Source organism: Saccharothrix sp. HUAS TT1 (assembly GCF_040744945.1).
In the GTDB taxonomy this organism is placed as follows: Bacteria; Actinomycetota; Actinomycetes; order Mycobacteriales; family Pseudonocardiaceae; genus Actinosynnema.
Genome location: NZ_CP160453.1, coordinates 8,475,059 through 8,492,335 on the forward strand (window position 1 = coordinate 8,475,059; position 17,277 = coordinate 8,492,335).

19 protein-coding genes are annotated in these 17,277 nt (G+C 73.2%); 7 read left to right on the forward strand and 12 right to left on the reverse strand.

Annotated features, from left to right (window positions below; all coding sequences use genetic code 11):
• Positions 1–5 precede the first annotated feature (5 nt).
• The 3 genes from AB0F89_RS37245 to dnaG all read right to left on the reverse strand — a co-directional run bounded on the left by AB0F89_RS37245 (position 6) and on the right by dnaG (position 3,230).
• Entirely contained in the window at positions 6–752 is a 747-nt protein-coding gene (locus AB0F89_RS37245; RefSeq protein WP_367131179.1) for a trans-aconitate 2-methyltransferase, read from the reverse strand.
• Between the two features lie 64 nt (positions 753–816).
• Complete coding sequence (locus tag AB0F89_RS37250; protein ID WP_367131181.1) at positions 817–1,335, reverse strand: hypothetical protein; 519 nt, start codon at positions 1,333–1,335, stop codon at positions 817–819.
• The gene (gene dnaG, locus AB0F89_RS37255; RefSeq protein WP_367131183.1) at positions 1,335–3,230 is read right to left on the reverse strand and encodes a DNA primase; all 1,896 of its coding nucleotides are present in this window, start codon (positions 3,228–3,230) and stop codon (positions 1,335–1,337) included. Before dnaG ends, AB0F89_RS37250 begins: the two co-directional genes overlap by 1 nt.
• A 34-nt stretch (positions 3,231–3,264) precedes the next feature.
• On the opposite strand from dnaG, the gene AB0F89_RS37260 reads away from it, so the two are divergent.
• A complete protein-coding gene (locus tag AB0F89_RS37260; RefSeq protein ID WP_367131185.1) occupies positions 3,265–4,179 on the forward strand; it encodes a sigma-70 family RNA polymerase sigma factor in 915 nt (304 codons plus the stop codon).
• Here AB0F89_RS37260 and AB0F89_RS37265 read toward each other — a convergent pair.
• From AB0F89_RS37265 to AB0F89_RS37280, 4 genes are all read right to left on the reverse strand, one after another.
• A complete protein-coding gene (locus tag AB0F89_RS37265) occupies positions 4,176–4,742 on the reverse strand; it encodes a carboxymuconolactone decarboxylase family protein (RefSeq protein WP_367131186.1) in 567 nt (188 codons plus the stop codon). The genes AB0F89_RS37260 and AB0F89_RS37265 overlap by 4 nt on opposite strands.
• Before the next feature lie 79 nt (positions 4,743–4,821).
• Positions 4,822–5,868, reverse strand: a complete 1,047-nt coding sequence (locus AB0F89_RS37270) for a serpin family protein (RefSeq protein WP_367131188.1) — start codon at positions 5,866–5,868, stop codon at positions 4,822–4,824.
• Between the two features lie 247 nt (positions 5,869–6,115).
• On the reverse strand, positions 6,116–7,378 hold the full coding sequence (locus AB0F89_RS37275) for a deoxyguanosinetriphosphate triphosphohydrolase (RefSeq protein WP_367131190.1): 1,263 nt from the start codon (positions 7,376–7,378) through the stop codon (positions 6,116–6,118).
• A 16-nt stretch (positions 7,379–7,394) separates the two neighbouring features.
• The gene (locus AB0F89_RS37280) at positions 7,395–8,033 is read right to left on the reverse strand and encodes a YdcF family protein (protein WP_367131192.1); all 639 of its coding nucleotides are present in this window, start codon (positions 8,031–8,033) and stop codon (positions 7,395–7,397) included.
• Positions 8,034–8,086: 53 nt separating this feature from the next.
• Between AB0F89_RS37280 and AB0F89_RS37285 the strand changes: the two genes are divergently transcribed.
• The 3 genes from AB0F89_RS37285 (at position 8,087) to AB0F89_RS37295 (ending at position 10,325) form a co-directional block, all read left to right on the forward strand.
• Positions 8,087–8,818 carry a Type 1 glutamine amidotransferase-like domain-containing protein gene (locus AB0F89_RS37285; protein ID WP_367131194.1) on the forward strand — a complete coding sequence of 244 codons (732 nt, stop codon included), beginning with the start codon at positions 8,087–8,089 and terminating at the stop codon, positions 8,816–8,818.
• Between the two features lie 16 nt (positions 8,819–8,834).
• Positions 8,835–9,779 (forward strand): serine hydrolase, encoded by a 945-nt coding sequence (locus AB0F89_RS37290; protein ID WP_367131196.1) that lies wholly within the window; start codon positions 8,835–8,837, stop codon positions 9,777–9,779.
• Between the two features lie 84 nt (positions 9,780–9,863).
• Positions 9,864–10,325 carry a DUF6194 family protein gene (locus tag AB0F89_RS37295; RefSeq protein ID WP_367131198.1) on the forward strand — a complete coding sequence of 154 codons (462 nt, stop codon included), beginning with the start codon at positions 9,864–9,866 and terminating at the stop codon, positions 10,323–10,325.
• A 42-nt stretch (positions 10,326–10,367) separates the two neighbouring features.
• On the opposite strand, the gene AB0F89_RS37300 is transcribed toward AB0F89_RS37295, so the two are convergent.
• The 3 genes from AB0F89_RS37300 to AB0F89_RS37310 all read right to left on the reverse strand — a co-directional run bounded on the left by AB0F89_RS37300 (position 10,368) and on the right by AB0F89_RS37310 (position 13,143).
• Entirely contained in the window at positions 10,368–11,825 is a 1,458-nt protein-coding gene (locus tag AB0F89_RS37300) for a SulP family inorganic anion transporter (protein ID WP_367131200.1), read from the reverse strand.
• 31 nt (positions 11,826–11,856) lie between these two features.
• Positions 11,857–12,255 carry a hypothetical protein gene (locus AB0F89_RS37305; protein ID WP_367131201.1) on the reverse strand — a complete coding sequence of 133 codons (399 nt, stop codon included), beginning with the start codon at positions 12,253–12,255 and terminating at the stop codon, positions 11,857–11,859.
• A 456-nt stretch (positions 12,256–12,711) separates the two neighbouring features.
• On the reverse strand, positions 12,712–13,143 hold the full coding sequence (locus tag AB0F89_RS37310) for a DUF1772 domain-containing protein (protein WP_367131202.1): 432 nt from the start codon (positions 13,141–13,143) through the stop codon (positions 12,712–12,714).
• Between the two features lie 150 nt (positions 13,144–13,293).
• Between AB0F89_RS37310 and AB0F89_RS37315 the strand changes: the two genes are divergently transcribed.
• Positions 13,294–14,220 carry an AraC family transcriptional regulator gene (locus AB0F89_RS37315; RefSeq protein WP_367131204.1) on the forward strand — a complete coding sequence of 309 codons (927 nt, stop codon included), beginning with the start codon at positions 13,294–13,296 and terminating at the stop codon, positions 14,218–14,220.
• A gap of 10 nt (positions 14,221–14,230) precedes the next feature.
• On the opposite strand, the gene AB0F89_RS37320 is transcribed toward AB0F89_RS37315, so the two are convergent.
• Positions 14,231–15,616: a glycine--tRNA ligase gene (locus AB0F89_RS37320; protein ID WP_367131206.1), complete on the reverse strand. Its 1,386-nt coding sequence runs from the start codon at positions 15,614–15,616 to the stop codon at positions 14,231–14,233.
• 157 nt (positions 15,617–15,773) lie between these two features.
• Here AB0F89_RS37320 and AB0F89_RS37325 point away from each other — a divergent pair, with 157 nt between their 5' ends.
• Complete coding sequence (locus tag AB0F89_RS37325; RefSeq protein WP_367131208.1) at positions 15,774–16,574, forward strand: GNAT family N-acetyltransferase; 801 nt, start codon at positions 15,774–15,776, stop codon at positions 16,572–16,574.
• A gap of 1 nt (position 16,575) precedes the next feature.
• On the opposite strand, the gene AB0F89_RS37330 is transcribed toward AB0F89_RS37325, so the two are convergent.
• The gene (locus AB0F89_RS37330) at positions 16,576–16,956 is read right to left on the reverse strand and encodes an antibiotic biosynthesis monooxygenase family protein (protein ID WP_367131210.1); all 381 of its coding nucleotides are present in this window, start codon (positions 16,954–16,956) and stop codon (positions 16,576–16,578) included.
• Between the two features lie 17 nt (positions 16,957–16,973).
• Between AB0F89_RS37330 and AB0F89_RS37335 the strand changes: the two genes are divergently transcribed.
• Positions 16,974–17,240, forward strand: coding sequence for a DUF6703 family protein (locus AB0F89_RS37335; protein ID WP_367131212.1), 267 nt, complete (start codon positions 16,974–16,976; stop codon positions 17,238–17,240).
• The last annotated feature ends 37 nt before the right edge of the window (positions 17,241–17,277 follow it).

Consider the following 17,277-nt stretch of genomic DNA (forward strand, 5'->3'; position numbering starts at 1 on the left):
AGAGTTCAGGCCACTTGCGCCACGGCGAAGACCCGGCGGAACGGGAACCAGGTCGTGCCGTCCGACCGCCGCGGGTACGCCTCGCGCAGCGCGGGCGCCAGTTCGCCCCGGAACGCGGCCCAGCCCGCGTCGTCCAGCGCCGCCCTGATCGGCCGCAGCGCCGTTCCCGTGATCCACTCCAGCACGGCGTCCTCGCCCTCCAGCCGCTGGAGGTACGTCGTCTCCCACGCGTCCACCGCGCAGCCGTCCAACACCTCCGCGTACCCGCGCGGGTCGAGCACCGGCGACGGCCGCAGCAGCCCCCGCAGCTCGGGCCACGACGCGTCGACCAGCGACCGCACCAGCTCGTGCGACGGCCCGGAGAAGTTGCCCGGCACCTGCGTCGCCAGCCACGCGCCGGACGGCAGCGCCCGGACCCACGACCGCAGCAGGTCCTCGTGCCCCGGCACCCACTGCAGCACCGCGTTGGTCACCACCACGTCGGTGTCCGGCGCGGGCTCCCACGACGCCACGTCACCGACCCGCGCGTCGACACCGCGCGCCCGCGCCGCCGAGACCATCTCCGGTGACGAGTCCAGCGCCTCCAGCACCGCCGACGGCCAGCGCTCGGCCAGCGACGCGGTCAGGTTGCCCGGACCGCAGCCCAGGTCCACCACCCGCCGCGGCGACTCGGCGCCGACCCGCGCCACCAGCTCGTGGAACGGTCGCGACCGGTGATCGGCGAACGCCAGGTACTTGCCCGGATCCCACACGCGCGCACCCCCAGTAGCAGTACGGACGCACTAACACTGGACAGTACGCCCGTACTGCAAGGAGTCAACCGCGCAGCTTCGCGATCTTCGCCGCCACCGCCGCCGCCACCTCGCGCACCCGCTCCACGTCGGCGCCCGGGTCCGGCCGCACCTGCAGCACCACGCCGTCCCGCCCGGCCACCTTCCGCTGCACGAACCACGCGCCGACCGCGGTGTTGTGCTCCCGCGACTTGATCGACCCGGTCACCCGCTCGTGCACCACCTTGGGCAGGTTGCCCTCCGACGTCAGCGCGAACCGCTGCGGCGCGAGGTCGCGCAGCACCACGGCCGCGCCCGCCGCGCCGTCCTCGACCGCCTCGATCACCGTCAACGCGTTCCCGCTCCACGCCGCCTTGCTGATCAGGTGCCACCCGACCCGCCGCGGACCGGGCTGCCCCGGATCGGGCAACCACAGCCCGTGCGACGTCGCCACCAGCCACTCGGAGCCGACGGCGGCCGACGCCAGCACGTTCTCGTCGGCCTCCAGCGACCCGGTGAACCCCTCGGGCGCACCCGAGCCGAAAACCCTCCGGAACAGCCCCATCACAGCCCGCCCACCGCTTGTTGGCCCAACGCCTTGTGGTAGTCCTCCAGCGCGATCAGGTCGCCGAACAGGGCCCGGTACTCGTCCGGCTCCTCGATCGGCGACACCCGCCGCAGCCTCGACTTGATCTCGGTGATCTGCCCGGACACCAGGATCTGCTGCAACCGCGCCAGCACGCTCTGCACGTACCGGTACTCGTCGTCGGACTTGACCCGCAGCGGCTCGACGCTCAGCTCGGTCAGCACCGACCGCACGGCCTGCTGCCGGCACGCCTGCGACACCGCGTCCAGGAACGCGGGCCCCGACAACCCGGACGACGCGCCGCCCGCCTCCCGGACGGCCTGGTGCAGCGCCAGGTACGCGGGGTGGGTGAACGCCTCGTCGGGCAGCGAGTCGTAGTACGGCCCGGCCATCTCCGGCAGCTGCAGCGCCGCCTTCAACGCCTCCCGCTGCGCCCACAGCGCCGGGTCGCGCGGGTCGGGCCGCGCCGGACCGTCGACGTCCACGTTCAGCGCGCCCTGGTTCGGGTCGACCGGCGCGGCGCGGCGGGACGGCGCGGGCGCGCGGCCGGTCGCCGTCTCGCGCACCCGGCGCACCACGGCCGACTCGTCCTCCCAGCCGACCCACCAGGCCAACCGGGTCGCGTAGCCGTCCCGCTTGGCCCGGTCCTTGATCTGCGCCACGAACGGCACCATCGTCTTCAGCGCCTCGACCCGGCCGTCCACCGAGTCCAGGTCGTAGTCCTTCAACCGGGTCTTGATGGCGAACTCGAACAGCGGCGTGCGCCGGGCCACCAGGTCGCGCACCGCCACGTCGCCCTTGTCCTGGCGCAGCTCGCACGGGTCCATGCCGTCCGGCGCGATGGCGATGTAGGTCTGCGCGGAGAACGCCTGCTCGCCCTCGAACGCCTTCAGCGCCGCCTTCTGGCCGGCCGCGTCGCCGTCGAAGGTGAAGATCACCTCGCCGTTGAGCGAGTCGTCGATCAGCAGCCGGCGCAGCACGTTCATGTGGTCCGCGCCGAACGCCGTGCCGCAGGACGCGACCGCCGTCGGCACGCCGGCCAGGTGCATCGCCATCACGTCGGTGTAGCCCTCGACCACGACGGCCTGCCTGCGCTTGGCGATCTCCCGCTTGGCCAGGTCCAGCCCGAACAGCACCTGCGACTTCTTGTAGATCGGGCTCTCGCTGGTGTTGAGGTACTTGGCCTGGATCGGGTCGTCGTCGAAGATCCGGCGGGCGCCGAAGCCGACGACCTCGCCGCCCATGTCCCGGATCGGCCACAGCAACCTGCGGTGGAACCGGTCGATCGGGCCCTGCCTGCCCTCCTTGGTCAGCTGGGCCTTGATCAGCTCGGTCAGCTCGAACCCGCGCCCGAGCAGGTGCTTGGTGAGCTTGTCCCAGCCGCCGGGCGCGAAGCCGCAGCCGAACTGGCGGGCCGCGGCCTCGTCGAAGCCGCGTTGCGCCAGGAACTCGCGCGCGGCCAGCGCGTCCGGCGTGGCCAGCTGCTCGGCGTAGAACTCGGCGGCGGCCCGGTGCGCCTCGATGAGCCTGCTGCGGGTGCCCCGGTCGCGCTGGATCGTCGCGCCGCCGCCCTCGTAGGTGAGCTGGATGCCCGCCCGGTCGGCCAGCCGCTCGACGGCCTCCACGAACCCCAGGTGCTCGATCTTCATCACGAACGCGATGACGTCGCCGCCCTCGCCGCAGCCGAAGCAGTGGAACGTGCCGTGCGAGGGGCGGACGTTGAACGACGGCGACTTCTCGTCGTGGAACGGGCACAGGCCCTTCAGCGCGCCGCCACCGGCCCGGCGCAGCGAGACGTGGTCGCCCACGACCTCGTCGACCCGACTGCGGTCACGCACCAGTGCGACGTCGCTCTCCCGGATGCGTCCTGCCACGTCGAGCGAGTCTAGTGCTGGCAGACTGGCGCCCGTGACCGCAGGCGAGGAGACCGCGCCCGACGTCGCCTCGGCGTTCACCGGGCACCGCACCCACCTGATCGGCGTGGCCTACCGGCTCACCGGCAGCGTCGCGGACGCCGAGGACGCGGTGCAGGAGGCGTGGCTGCGGCTGGCGGGCCTGAGCGACCGGGGCCGCGCGGACATCCGGGACCTGCGCGGCTGGCTGACGACCGTGGTCGGCCGGATCTGCCTGGACCGGCTGCGGTCGGCGGCGGTGCGGCGGGAGCGGTACGTCGGGCAGTGGTTGCCCGAGCCGCTGGTCACCTCCGGCGAGGACGACCCGCTGGACGCGGTGGTGCGCGACGACGGCGTGCGGCTGGCGGCCCTGGTGGTGCTGGACCGCCTCACGCCCGAGCAGCGGGTGGCCTTCGTGCTGCACGACGCGTTCGACGTGCCGTTCGCGGAGATCGCCGACGCGCTGGGCTGCGAGGTCGCCACCGCCCGCCAGCACGCCTCGCGGGGCAGGCGTGCGGCGGCCGACGCCGACCCGCCGCCGCGGGTGGCGCTGGAGGAGCAGCGCGAGGTGCTGGAGCGGTTCCTCCGGGCCATGGCCTCCGGTGACGTCAACGCCGTGGTGAGCCTGCTGCACCCGGACGCGGTGCTGGTGGGCGACGGCGGCGGCAAGGCCAAGACCGCGGTCAACGTGGTCAGCGGCGCGGACCGGGTGGCGCGCCTGGTGCTCGGCCTGCTGCGGCAGTACGACGGCGCGCTGGAGACCGGGCGACCGGTGCTGGTCAACGGCGACCTGGGGCTGCTGTTCGCCGCCCGCGGCAAGCTCACCGCGCGGGTCAGCGCGTTCGCGGTGCGGGACGGCAGGGTGGCCGGCGTGTACGACATCTCGAACCCGGACAAGCTCGGCCACGTGCCGTTCCCCGAACCCGCCTAGGGCAGCGGCGCCCGGCAGGCGTCGCCGGAGGTGAAGCCCTGGTCGGTGATGCCGAACGCCGAGTTGAACCGGCCGCGCTGGTTCTCCAGGGCGATCAGGTAGGTCAGCTCGACCAGGCCCCGGTGCCCGAGCCGCCGGTCCAGCTCGGCGACCTGCTCGTCGGTGACGGCGGTCGGCGTCTCGGTCATCGCGTCGGCGTAGGCGAGCGCCAGCTTCTCCAGCTCGGTGTAGGAGTCCGAGGTCCGGTAGTCGTGGATCTCCTTGAGCCGGTCGACGTCCAGGCCCTCGTGCTTGATCAGCATGGTGCCGAAGTCGACGCACCACGAGCAGCCGAGCTTCACCGCGGTCAGGAGGACGACCAGCTCGCGCAGCGACACCGGCAGCGTCGTGGCCGCCTTCTCCACCGCCAGCTCGTGCCGCGCGCTCGCCACGAACAGCCGGCGGTGGTGCGCCGCGACGGTGAACGGCTCCGGCACCGCGCCGAACCGCCGCTTGGCGAACCGGTACGCGAGCCGGACCAGCGGGTTGGCCTGCCTGGTGGTGACGACCGGGATCCTGGGCATGTCCCCTCCTCGTTTCGGGTCTGCACCCGGTGGACGAGGAGGGCGCCCGGGACGTGACAGTCCCCCGCCGGAACGGCGGCTACGGCTTGGCGACCTGGGCGAAGAAGAAGATCGCACCCGTTCCGGCGTGCCGGACCAGCAGCAGGTGCGGCCGGTCGACGCGGACCGTGCGCGCGGGCTCGGCCGGGATGAACGACGTGAGCCGCATCACCACCGCGGTCGCCGCCGCGCCCTCGAAGCCCTGCTCGTCCAGCCGCAGCACGGCCTCGTGCACCACGTCGTCCACGCGCAGCCGCGGGTCGGGGCTCAGCCCGGTCAGGTCGGCCGCGTCGGTGAACATGGTCCGCACGCCGACCTGCTGCAACGCCTCGGCGAGCGAGCAGTTCACCGACAGCTCCAGCTTCGGCAGGAACAGCTCGACCCGGTCGTGCTCCAGCGCGGCCAGCACCTCGGGCACGCCCTCCGTGCCGCCCAGGTCGCCCTCCGGCAGCAGCACGACCGCCTCGACGCCGCCCTGCGCGGCCAGCGCCACGGCCTCCCACCCGGCCTGCCGGGCGTAGCGCGCGTTGCCCTCGCGGCGCATGGTCGGGACGTCGCCGGCGCCGCGGAACGGCAGGTCGGCGGTGTCGTGCTCGGGGAACTCGTCGGTCCACGCCGACTTCAGGTACAGCGCGTTGACCAGCGTCGCGACCGTGTCCGACGTGATCGCGCCCGACGCCAGCAGCTCGGGGACCAGCTGGTGGGTCGTCTCGGCCACGTCGGCGTTGATCAGCTTGCGGGCGCCCTCCGGGTCCGCGGCGAACGGCGCGGAGCGCGCCGCCGCGCCCGGCCACCCGGCGAGGTCGGCGAGGAAGCCCTCGTCGATCGGCAGCTCGTCGGACGCCCACAGCGTGTTGGCCACGGCGAACTCGGCGTCGTCGCCCACCACCGCGGCCTTGAGCACGTCCGCGTGGTCCGCGCCCAACAGCGCGACCAGCTCAGCCTCGGTCTGCCCGCGCGCCGCTCGCGCGGTCAGACCGAGGGCGCTGGCCACCGAGTACGGCGACCAGCACGCGTTCCGGGTGCGATCGGGCGCGACGGCGTCGTGCAGGGTGAGGGCGAACGTCAGGTGCGCTCGATCAGGCACAGGGTCTCCTTGACAGCTGTGGGCTCGTCCGGGATCGGACGTTCACCCGCGCCGCTCGTGGGTCCGAGCGGCCTGGGGTGGCGTGGTTCGCGCACCCCGGCGGAACCGTCGTCGGGTTCGTCGTCCCACCCGTCGTACGGCACCTCGAAACCGGCGTGCACCGGTTCACGGGACGGTCTGCGCCACGGCCACGGACGGCCTGGCGGTCTCCTGGACTCATCGGCCATGCCACCGAGTGTGCCACCGGTCACAGCGGTTCGGGGGCGGCTTTCGCCAGCGCCGACCGCCACGCCACCGCCTGGGCGTCGGTCAGCGAGGCGACCTGGTCGACCACGACGCGCAGCCGTTCGGCGTCCGTGCCGGCGGCGGCCCACGCGGGGTGGAAGGCGGGGTCGAGCGAGTCCGGCGCGCGGTCGAGCAGCAGGTGGACCAGCTCGGCCACCAGCTCCCGCTGCCACGCCTGCACGGCCAGCCGCGCCGGGTCGCTCATCACGTACCGCACCGCGACCGCCTTGAGCAGCGCCACCTCGGCCGCGACCCGGGGCGGCACGACCAGGTCGGCCTGGTAGCGGCTCAGCGGGCCGTCGCCGTGCGCCTCGCGGGTCGCGCCGACGGCGGCCGAGGCGAACCGGCCGACCAGCTCGCTGGTGAGCCGCTTCAGCGCGACCTGGGCGCGCAGCGAGCCGTCGTACTCGGCCAGCTCGGCGATGACCGGCAGCGCGAGCAGGTCGCCGGCGGTGGCTTCGAGCGCGGACACCGGTTCGGCGGAGAAGTGCTTGGCGGCCAGCTCCGCGATGGCCGCCCGCTCGGCCGGGTCGCCGAGCGCGGACAGGCTGATCCGGTGAGCCAGCACGCCGTCCTCCACGTCGTGCACGGAGTAGGCGACGTCGTCGGCCCAGTCCATGACCTGCGCCTCCAGGCACCGCCTGCCCTCCGGCGCGCCGTCGCGCAGCCAGGTGAACACCGCGAGGTCGTCGTCGTACGCGCCGAACTTCACCACCCCGGGACGGCGGGTCCACGGGTACTTGGCCGCCGCGTCCAGGCACGCCCTGGTCAGGTTGAGGCCCTTGGCGGTCTTGGGTTCCAGCCTGGTCAGGATGCGCAGGGTCTGGGCGTTGCCCTCGAAGCCGCCGCACGGCCCGGCCAGCTCGTCCAGCGCGCGTTCCCCGTTGTGCCCGAACGGCGGGTGCCCGATGTCGTGCGCGAGCCCGGCGGTGTCGACCACGTCCGGGTCGCAGCCGAGCTCCTCGCCGATGCCCCGGCCGATCTGGGCGACCTCCAGCGAGTGGGTGAGCCGGGTGCGCGGCACACCGGTCACCTCCGCGCCCTCGCCGGGTCCGACGACCTGGGTCTTGCCCGCGAGCCTGCGCAGCGCCGCCGAGTGCAGCACCCTGGCCCGGTCGCGGGAGAACGGCGAGCGGCGCTCGGTGCGGGCGCCGGGCAGCACGGCGCCCTTCGGCCGCTCGGACAGCAACCGCGCCGAGTCGTGCGGGGTGTAGCCCTGCGTCATCCGGACAGGGTATGAGCTACAGCAGGATGCCGTCGAAAGCGCCCGCCGGGGCCTTCATCAGGTGGTAGTAGAGCAGCGCGCCGGTCTCGCGGCGGATGTAGAACAACTGGGTCTCGCGGGTCTGCACGTTCGGCCCGCTGCGGGTCGGCGACGTCCACGCCGACAGGCCCTCGTCCTCGGCCATCGTGCGCGCCCGCAGGGAGTGCCACGGGTCGCTGACGATCACGGCGGTGGTGAGGGACTTCTCGCGGGCCGCGGCGGCGAGCGCGCGGATGCTGCCCAGCGTGTCGGTGCCCTCGCCGACCTCGAGGATCCGGTCGGCGGGCACGTCGTGCTCCTCCAGCCAGATCCGACCGGCCTCGCCCTCGGTGAAGTTGTCGCCGGGCTGCCGGCCGCCGGTGGTGGCGATGTAGTTGACCACCCCCTGCTCGTACAGCCGGCGGGCGTGCTCCAGCCGGGCTTCGAGCACTTCCGACGGCACGCCGTTGAACTGGGCCGCGCCGAGCACGACGGCCATGTCGGCGTGCGTGCGGTCGTCCTCGCGCGCCACCTGCCAGACGCGGAACGCCGTGCCCCCGACGACGAGGAACCCGATCACGACGGCGCCGAGCACGACGCGGGTCACCAGCCTGCGGAGCCTCGGCAGGAACGTCACGCCCCGGATAATGGCACACCCGCTCCGGCACGACCCCTGCCAGGATCGCTCCCATGCCAGCAGACCAGCCGACGATCGTGGCCACCTCGGGCGGATTCCGCGCCGGGCGTCGCACCCACCTGGAGTTCCACCGACTCGTCCACCACGCCGTCGACCTGTCCGGCGTGCACGGGCGCAAGCCGAAGCTGTGCCACGTCGGCACGGCGGCGGGCGACCAGCGGTGGTTCAACGCCGACATCTCCGAAGCCGGGCAGCTCGCCGGGTGGGAGGTGTCGCACCTGAACCTGTTCACCATGCCGCCGACGACCGACCTCGCGGGCTTCGTCGGCGAGCACGACGTGGTGTGGGTCGGCGGTGGTTCGGTGGCGAACCTGCTGGCCGTGTGGGCGGTGCACGACCTCGGGCCGGTCCTGCGCGGGGCGTGGCAGGACGGCGTCGTGCTCGGCGGCGTGTCGGCCGGGTCGATCTGCTGGTTCGTGGGCGGTTCGACGGACTCGTTCGGCCCGGAGCTGCGGATCGTCACCAACGGGCTCGGCTTCCTGCCGTACGGCAACGGCGTGCACTACGACACCGAGGCCGCGCGCCGGCCGACCATCCACGCGGCGGTCGCGGCGGGCGCCCTGCCGGTGACGCACTGCACCGACGACGGAGCCGGACTCGTCTACCACGGCGCCGAACTGGTGGAGGCGGTGTCCGAGCGGTCGACGGGCGGCGCCTACGTCGTCACCCGCGACGAGTCTTCAGCAACCGCACAGGAGGAACCCCTCGACACCAGGCGGTTGTGAACCGGACCGTGGAGGAGTGGGAAGACGCTGGGCGGTAGTCGTGGTCGCGCTGGTCGTGGGCGTGGCCGCGCTGGTGTGGCCGAGCCTGCCCGAGGACGCCGCCGAGGCGTCGCTCACCGCACCGCCGGGCACCGCCGCGCCGTCGACCGCCGACGGACCGGCGACCGCTGACAGGCCGTCGACCGCCGGCGGACCGTCGGCCACCGCTCCGGCGGACACCCCGCACCCGGCCGCGCCACGTGCCGCCGGGACACCCGCCCCGGACCTCCCGGCGGCGGTAGCGCGGGCGGCCGAGGTGGGCGCCGGTGTCGACCTCGGGTTGGCCGTGGTCGACCTCGACACCGGCGCCGCGGCCGGTTCCGGCGCCGACACCCCGTTCCGCTCGGCGTCGCTGAGCAAGCTGCTGGTGGCCGTGGACCTGCTGACCTCCGGCGAGGTGCCGTCCGACGACCTCGACCTCCTGTCCCGGGCGCTCCGCCTGAGCGACGACGACGCCATGAACGCCCTGTGGACGCTGCACGACGGCATGGGCGCGATCGACCGCGTGGCCGCACGGGCGGGCCTGACCACCACCCGCGCGCCGGCGGACGCCTCGCAGTGGGGCGACGTCGAGATGTCGGCCGCCGACGTCGCGCGGCTCTACCGGTACGTGCTGACCGGGCTGCCCTCCGCCGACCGGGAGTTCGTCGTGACCGCCCTGTCGTCGGCCTCCCCCACCGCCGCGGACGGCTTCGACCAGGCTTACGGGCTGCTCGCGCCGGGCGTCGACGCGTACGCCAAGCAGGGCTGGATGTGGTACCTGCCGGCGGACCTCCACCTGCACAGCGCGGGCGTGGTCGCGAACCGGTACGCCGTCGCCGTGCTGTCGGTCCAGACCGGCGTGGACGAGCAGGACGCCAAGGACCGGCTGACCGCGATCACGACCGCCCTCATCAGCGGGCTCACCGGCCCGGCGGGTTGAAGCGCGAGTTGAAGGTTTTCAGTCGACTCCCTGGCGGTTCCGCGTCGAAGCCTCACAAAGGAGTTCAACGATACGGTTGAAGGGGTGAACGTCGATGAACTCAAGGACCACATCAGCTCGACCTTCGCCGGCATCCGCGTCGTGGAGGCGTCCGGCGACACGTTCTTCCTCTACGACCCCGACGGCGACCTCCCGCCGGAACGGCAGATGCCGTTCGCCACGATCGTCACCGGCGACCGCTACGACCGGGTCTCGCGGTTGGGCGAGGACGGCGCGTACCGGCTCAACATCGGGCTGACCAAGGCGTCCTACGCGGCGATGTTCGGCGCCGTGCCGACCGAGCGCGACGGTGACGGCGTCCTGGACTCCGGGTTCGACTACGCGGAGCGGGATCGCTTGCTGCCGCACCCGTTCTACGCGTCGCAGCACTGGGTCTGCGTCGTGTCGCCGAGCGGGGCGACGCTGGAGGCCGTCCGGCCGCTGCTGGTCGAGGCGCACGGGTTCGCGGCGCGCAAGCACGCGAACCACGCCCGGCGCGCGAGGTGAGGTGGGGCCCGGTGCGAGGGCGGTCGCACCGGGCCCCGGTCGTCACACCCGGTCGGGCGTCGGGCGGATCAGCTCCACGCTGCCGCGCTGCGCGGCCCAGTGCTCGATCGCCTGGCCGCACGCCTGGTCGAGGTGGCGCACGCCGGTCAGGTCCATCCGGACGGGCCTGCTGTCCGGCAGGGCTTCCAGGGTCTCCAGCAGGTTGGGCAGCTGCAGGAACGTCGCGTTGCCGCGCACCGCCACGTGGTGGTGGTCCTCGCCCTGGGCGGTCACCGTGACGGTCAGCCGGGACATGTCCCAGGCCGTCTTGACCACCGCCGCCAGCAGGCCCGCGAGGGTGCCGGTGAGCAGGTCGGTCAGCACGATCAGGCCCGCGGTGAGGACCAGGACGCCCGCCTCGGCGCGGTCGACGCGGGCCAGCGCCACGACCTGCCCGGGCGCCAGCAGCTTCCAGCCCGCCTGCACCAGCAGGGCGGCCAGCACCGCCAGCGGCACGTAGGACAGCACGCCGGGCAGCAGCACGACGAACACCAGCAGCCACCAGCCGTGCAGCACGCGGGACAGCCGGGTGCGCGCGCCCGCCTCCACGTTGGTCGCGCTGCGCACGATCACGGCGGTCATCGGCAGCGCGCCGAGCACGCCGCACACCGCGTTGCCGACGCCCTGCGCGACCAGCTCCTGGTTGTACCGCGTCCGCGGCCCGCCGTGCATCCGGTCGACGGCCGCCGCGCTGAACAGGCTCTCCGCCGACGCCACGAGGGCGAACGTCAGCATCGCGCCGAGCACGCCCGCGTCCAGCAGGTCGAAGTCGACCAGCGCCACCACGTCGGTCAGCGGACCGACCGAGATCCGCGGCAGCGGGAACAGCGCCCCGACCGCGGACGCGACCACGACGGCCACCAGCATCCCCGGCACGGCACGCCACGGCGTCCGCTTCCACAGCCACGCCACCACCAGCGTCAGCACGCCGACGGCCACGCCGCTCAGGCCGACCGCGGTGGTGACCGCGGCCCGGACCAGGTCCACCAGGCCGGCGAACTTGGCGCCGGTCGTGGCCGGCTGGTCCTGCCCGGCGAACGGGTAGAGCTGGCCGAGCACCAGCACCAGGCCGATGCCCGCCAGCATGCCCTGCACCACGGCGGGCGAGATGGCGCGGAACCAGCGGCCGAGCCGCAGCAGGCCCATCGCCACCTGGAGCAGGCCCGCGCCCAGGACGATGACGCCCAGCGCGCCCAGGCCGTGCGCCGCGACGGTGTCGGCGACCAGCACGGTCAGCCCCGCCGCCGGTCCGCTGACCTGCATGGTGCTGCCGGGCAGCAGGCCGACCACGAGGCCGCCCACCACGCCGGTGATGATGCCCAGTTCGGCCGGGACGCCGGAGGCGACGGCGATGCCCACGCACAGCGGGAGCGCCACCAGGAACACCACCAGCGACGCTCCGACGTCGGGCCACGGGGTTCTCCGCCCCGGTGGGGCGGGTCGTTCGGTTCGAGTGCTCACTCGTCAGCTCCGCGGAAGTCGGTGCAGCCGGTCACAGCGGCTGGAGGAGGTCCGAGCGGTGGGCCAGGACCTCACCGGACTCGATGTCGTGGAACCGCCCGTGCACGCGCAGGTCGCCGGAATCGACCCGGTCCCGCACGAACGGGTGGCCGCCCGGCTGCGCCAGGAGGCTGCCGGGCCGGTCCCCGGTGCCGGCGGCGGTCACGATGCGTGAGTCCGCGCAGGTGGTGAAGAGGGCGGTCGGTGATTGGCCACCGGCGAGCCCGCGTCCCATTTCCTGGGAACCGCGCAACGAATGCGCGCGGGCGTGGTGGACCGGTTGACGGAATTCCATCTGCTTTCCCCACTCGTCTTGGTCGGACGGTGCGATCGACTGCGGTGGGGTGTGGATCAGTGCCGGAACACCTGCAGTGCCGAGGGTCTGGACCACGGGTGGAGGTGTTCCGCGCGGCCGCGGCGCACGGGCGGGGCGACGCGGGCCCGCGCCTCGCGGCGGTTCGGGCGCGCGGCGGGTCGTCCGGGAACGGGCGCAGGTCCGGCCGGCGATGATCGGGTGGACCAAGATCGCGGCTCGGGGCCCTTGCGGCACTCCCTGGGCGGTTCCTCCTCGGGGACGAAGGCCGTCGAGTGGCCCACCGGGAGGGCCCGCACGGCCTGCGCGTGACCGAACGGAGATGGCGCGAGCACGGCGAGGAGCGCCAATGCGAGTGCGACGACAACGACCCGCGCCATGACACCCCCCGATGAGCTGCGCCTCGCTCAAGTGTCACAAAGCCGGGTGATGCGCGGGTTAACAGAAAGGCGTCTTCGTGCAATCCGACCGATATTCACCCGATAGTTCGTGACGCAGATCATCGAAAGACTGAATGATTACAGAAAGTCACTACTACTGGAGTGCCGCCGCGGTGAACGAGACGGCGGCGGCGAGCGAGAGCAGCGCCCGCAGGTGGTTCGCGGGCACCCACTCGCGCAGGTACCGGGTCCAGTCCTCCGGCGTGCCCGACCGCTCCAGCCCGTTGTTGCGCGGGACGTGGAAGGCGCCCGTCAGCACGACACCGCCCAGCAGGTAGAGGACCGCGCCCGCCCACGCCCACGGACCGCCCCCGAACGCCGCCACCACACCGACCACCGCCGTGCCGAGGAAGACGCCGATGAACGCCGGGTTCACCACCGCGAGGTTGATCGCCCGCATGGCCGCGACCCCGACCTCGGGCCCGGCCCGCCGCAGCCCGGGCATGACCATCGCGGAGAACGCGAAGAAGACCCCAGCCATCATCCCGCAGCCGAGAGCCGCGACGATCGTCACCGTGGGGAACATGGGGCCAGTCAAGCCGACGGGTCCCGGACCGGCCATCGCCCAGCGACTCGATCGCATGCGCCATCGTCTCGACGGCGGGGCTCCACGACGGACACGACGGGCACGACGAACGCGGCCGACATCGTCCCGCACATCTCTAGGCTTGACCCCGTGGACGCTCTCGCCGGACTGCTGAACGGACCGCGCGCCCGTGGCGCGTTCCTCATGCGGACCGTCCTGGACCCGCCGTGGTCGCTGCGCGTCGAGGACCGCGCGCCGCTGACCGTGGTGGCGCTGGTGCGCGGCGACGGGTGGTTGCTGCCGCACGACGGCGAACCGGCGCCGCTGCGCGCCGGTGACGTGGCGGTGCTGCGCGGGCCGGACCCGTACGCGCTGGCCGACGACCCGGCCACGCCCGTGCAGGCGGTGGTGCACCCCGGCGGGATCACCACGACGCCGGACGGGTCCGCGCTGTGCGAGCAGTGGGGCCTCGGCGTGCGCACGTGGGGCGCGAACGCCGACGGGTCCGTGGTGCTGCTCAGCGGCGCCTACCAGCTCGACAGCGAGGTGAGCGGGCGGCTGCTGTCGGCGCTGCCGCCGTCCCTCGTCGTGCCGCGCGCGGAACTGCCGCTGGTGCCGCTGCTGGCCGACGAGGTCGCCCGCGACGAGCCCGGCCAGGAGGCGGTGCTGGACCGGCTGCTCGACCTGCTGCTGATCTCCGTGCTGCGGGCGTGGTTCTGCCGACCGGAGGCGCGGGCGCCCGCCTGGTACTCGGCGCACGCCGACCCCGTGGTCGGCCGGGCGCTGCGGCTGCTGCACGGCGACCCGGCGCGACCGTGGACGGTGGGCTCGCTGGCCGGGGCGGTCGGCGTGTCGCGGGCGGCGCTGGCCAGGCGGTTCACCGAGCTGGTCGGCGAACCGCCGATGGCCTACCTGACCGACTGGCGGCTCGCGCTGGCCGCCGACCTGCTGCGCGAGCCGGGCGCCACGGTCGGCGCGGTGGCCCGCCGGGTCGGCTACAGCACCGCGTTCGCGCTGAGCACGGCGTTCAAGCGGGAACGCGGCGTGAGCCCGTCCGAGCACCGCGCCAACGCGTGACGCGACCCGCTCAGGCGCCGATCAGGCGCGCGGCGAGGTAGCCCTCCAGCTGGTCCATCGACACCCGCTCCTGCGACATCGTGTCGCGCTCCCGCACGGTCACCGCGTGGTCGGTCAGCGTGTCGAAGTCGACCGTGACGCAGAACGGCGTGCCGATCTCGTCCTGCCTGCGGTACCGGCGGCCGATGGCGCCCGCGTCGTCGAACTCGATGTTCCAGTGCTTGCGCAGGGCGTTGGCCAGGTCCTTGGCCTTGGGCGACAGGTCGGCGTTGCGCGACAGCGGCAGCACGGCCGCCTTCACCGGCGCGAGCCTGCGGTCCAGGCGCAGCACGACGCGCTTGTCCACGCCGCCCTTGGCGTTCGGCGCCTCGTCCTCGCTGTAGGCCTCCAGCAGGAACGCCATCATCGGCCGGCCGACGCCCGCCGCGGGCTCGATCACGAACGGCCGGTAGCGCGAGTTGGTGGCCTGGTCGAAGTACGACAGGTCGACGCCCGAGTGGTTGGAGTGGGTGTTCAGGTCGAAGTCGGTGCGGTTGGCGACGCCCTCCAGCTCGCCCCACTCCTGACCGCCGAACTGGAACCGGTACTCGATGTCGACGGTGCGCTTCGAGTAGTGCGACAGCTTTTCCTTGGGGTGCTCGTAGTGCCGCAGGTTCTCCTTGGAGATGCCCAGGTCGTTGTACCAGCGGGTGCGCTCGTCGATCCAGTACTGGTGCCACTCCTCGTCGGTGCCCGGCTCGACGAAGAACTCCATCTCCATCTGCTCGAACTCGCGCGTGCGGAAGATGAAGTTGCCCGGCGTGATCTCGTTGCGGAAGCTCTTGCCGATCTGGCCGATGCCGAACGGCGGCTTGCGGCGCGACGTGGTCTGCACGTTCAGGAAGTTCGTGAAGATGCCCTGCGCGGTCTCCGGGCGCAGGTAGTGCAGGCCCTCGTCGGTCTCGATCGGACCGAGGTGGGTCTTGAGCAGGCCGTTGAACATCTTCGGCTCGGTGTACTGGCCGCGGGTGCCGCAGTTGGGGCACGGGACGTCGGAGACGTCGCCCTCGGCGACCTGCTTGCCGGTGCGCTCCGCGTACTCCTCGACCAGCGTGTCCTGCCGGAACCGCTTGTGGCACGAGTTGCACTCGACCAGCGGGTCGACGAACGCCTCGACGTGGCCGGACGCGACCCACACCTCGCGCGGCAGGATCACCGACGAGTCCAGGCCGACGACGTCCTCCCGGCCGCGCACCATGAAGTTCCACCACTGGCGCTTGATGTTGTCCTTCAGCTCGACGCCGAGCGGACCGTAGTCCCAGGCCGACCTGGTGCCGCCGTAGATCTCGCCGCAGGGGTACACGAACCCGCGACGCTTGCAGAGGCTGACGACGGTCTCGATGCGATCGGCTGCCACGGACACTCCATCGGGAGAAGCAGAAGAGGACGGGAAAGGGGCTTGCCAGGGTAGTCCTAGCTCCCGTGCCGCCATCGGGCGACCGGCGCACACCCAGCGACCGGCGGGGCGTCACCCCGGTAGGATCCGCCGACTCGACAACCCACGGGGAGCTTCGGTGGCGGATCTCGCGAGCTCGATCGAATCGGCGGAACAGCTCGCCCTGGTCTGGCGCCGCGCGGTCCTCGACCGCGACCCGGCGGCCGACGTGCGCGACCTGCCCGGCATCGCCGTCCGCTGGGCCGACTGCCTGTTCCCGTTCTGGAACTGCGTCACGCTGACCGACGTCGGCGCGGACGCGGACCTGCTCGGGGAACGCCTCGGCCAGGTCGCCGACATCATGCGCTCGAAGCGGCGGTCCGGCTTCCTGTGGCTGTTCGAAGACCTCCTGACCGACGACGCGCGCGCCTCGCTCGACGCGGCGGCCGAGCGGGCGGGGCTCCAGCACGCCTTCCCCGGCGTCGGCATGGCGGGTGACCTGGTGTTCGACGACGAGCCGGAGCACCCCGAGCTGACGTTCGCCCGGGTCAGCACCGACGAGCAGCTGCGGGACTACGCGGACCTCAACTCGCGCGCCTACGACTTCCCGCTGGAAGCCGGTCGCGACGGGATCGCGGGCTCCGCGCTGTGGAAGGAAGGGGCGTTCGCCTACCTGGGGCTGCGGGACGGCGTCCCGGTGACGTGCGCCGCGGCCGTCGAGGCGGACGGCCGCCTCTTCGTCGCGCTGGTCGCCACCGACCCGGACTGCCAACGCCGGGGTTACGGCGAGGCGGTGACGCGCAAGGCGCTGCACGAGGGCCACCGGGCCACCGGGCTGACCCGCGCCACCCTGCACGCGACCCCCGCCGGCGCGCCCGTGTACCGGCGGATCGGCCTGCGGCCGAACTCGACGGTGCACTTCTACGGCGTCAAGGGCTGAGTCAGCGCGGCGTGGCCGGCCCGGCGGCCTCGCCGAGGCGGACGGTGCCCGCGTCGCGGGCCAGCAGGCTCACCTCGCGGCGCACCGCGCCGTCCGCGGCGACCAGCAGCGGCTCGTAGGCGGCGGGCTCGTCGGTGTTCGCCTCGGACAGCAGCGGGATGACGTGCTCGCGCACCTCGAACGGCGACATCGCCCGCCGGTAGGCCACCACCGAGTCGAACTCGGCGGTCAGCACGAACCGGTCCGCCTCGTCCGTCGACCGCGACAGCTGCGCCCGCGGGCAGCCGGGCTGCGCGGTGAGCAGCGCGAGCGCCCGGTCGACCCGCCCGGTGAACGCCTCGACTTCGGTTTCCGCCACGGTGAAGCGGCACACGAGCAGCACGGTGCAAGGATGCCACGGTGGCTCGTGACTCGAAGCGCACCCTGATCCCCGGCTCCGGCCCCCTCTCCCGGGTGCCCGCGCCGGCGGCGTTCCTGCTGGTCCTGGCCCTGTTCGTGGCGGGCGTGTGGGTGCAGGGGGCGGTCGGCGCACTCCTGCTGGGCGTGCTGGCGCTCGGCGTGGGGGCGCTGCTCGCCGTGACCTGGCCCCTGCTCACGCCCAGCGCGCGGCTCCTGAGGGTGCTCGTGCTGGCCGTGCTGGTGCTCATCACGGTGTCCGTGCTCTAGCGCCGTAGTATCGGTGGTGAAAATCCATACCACGTGG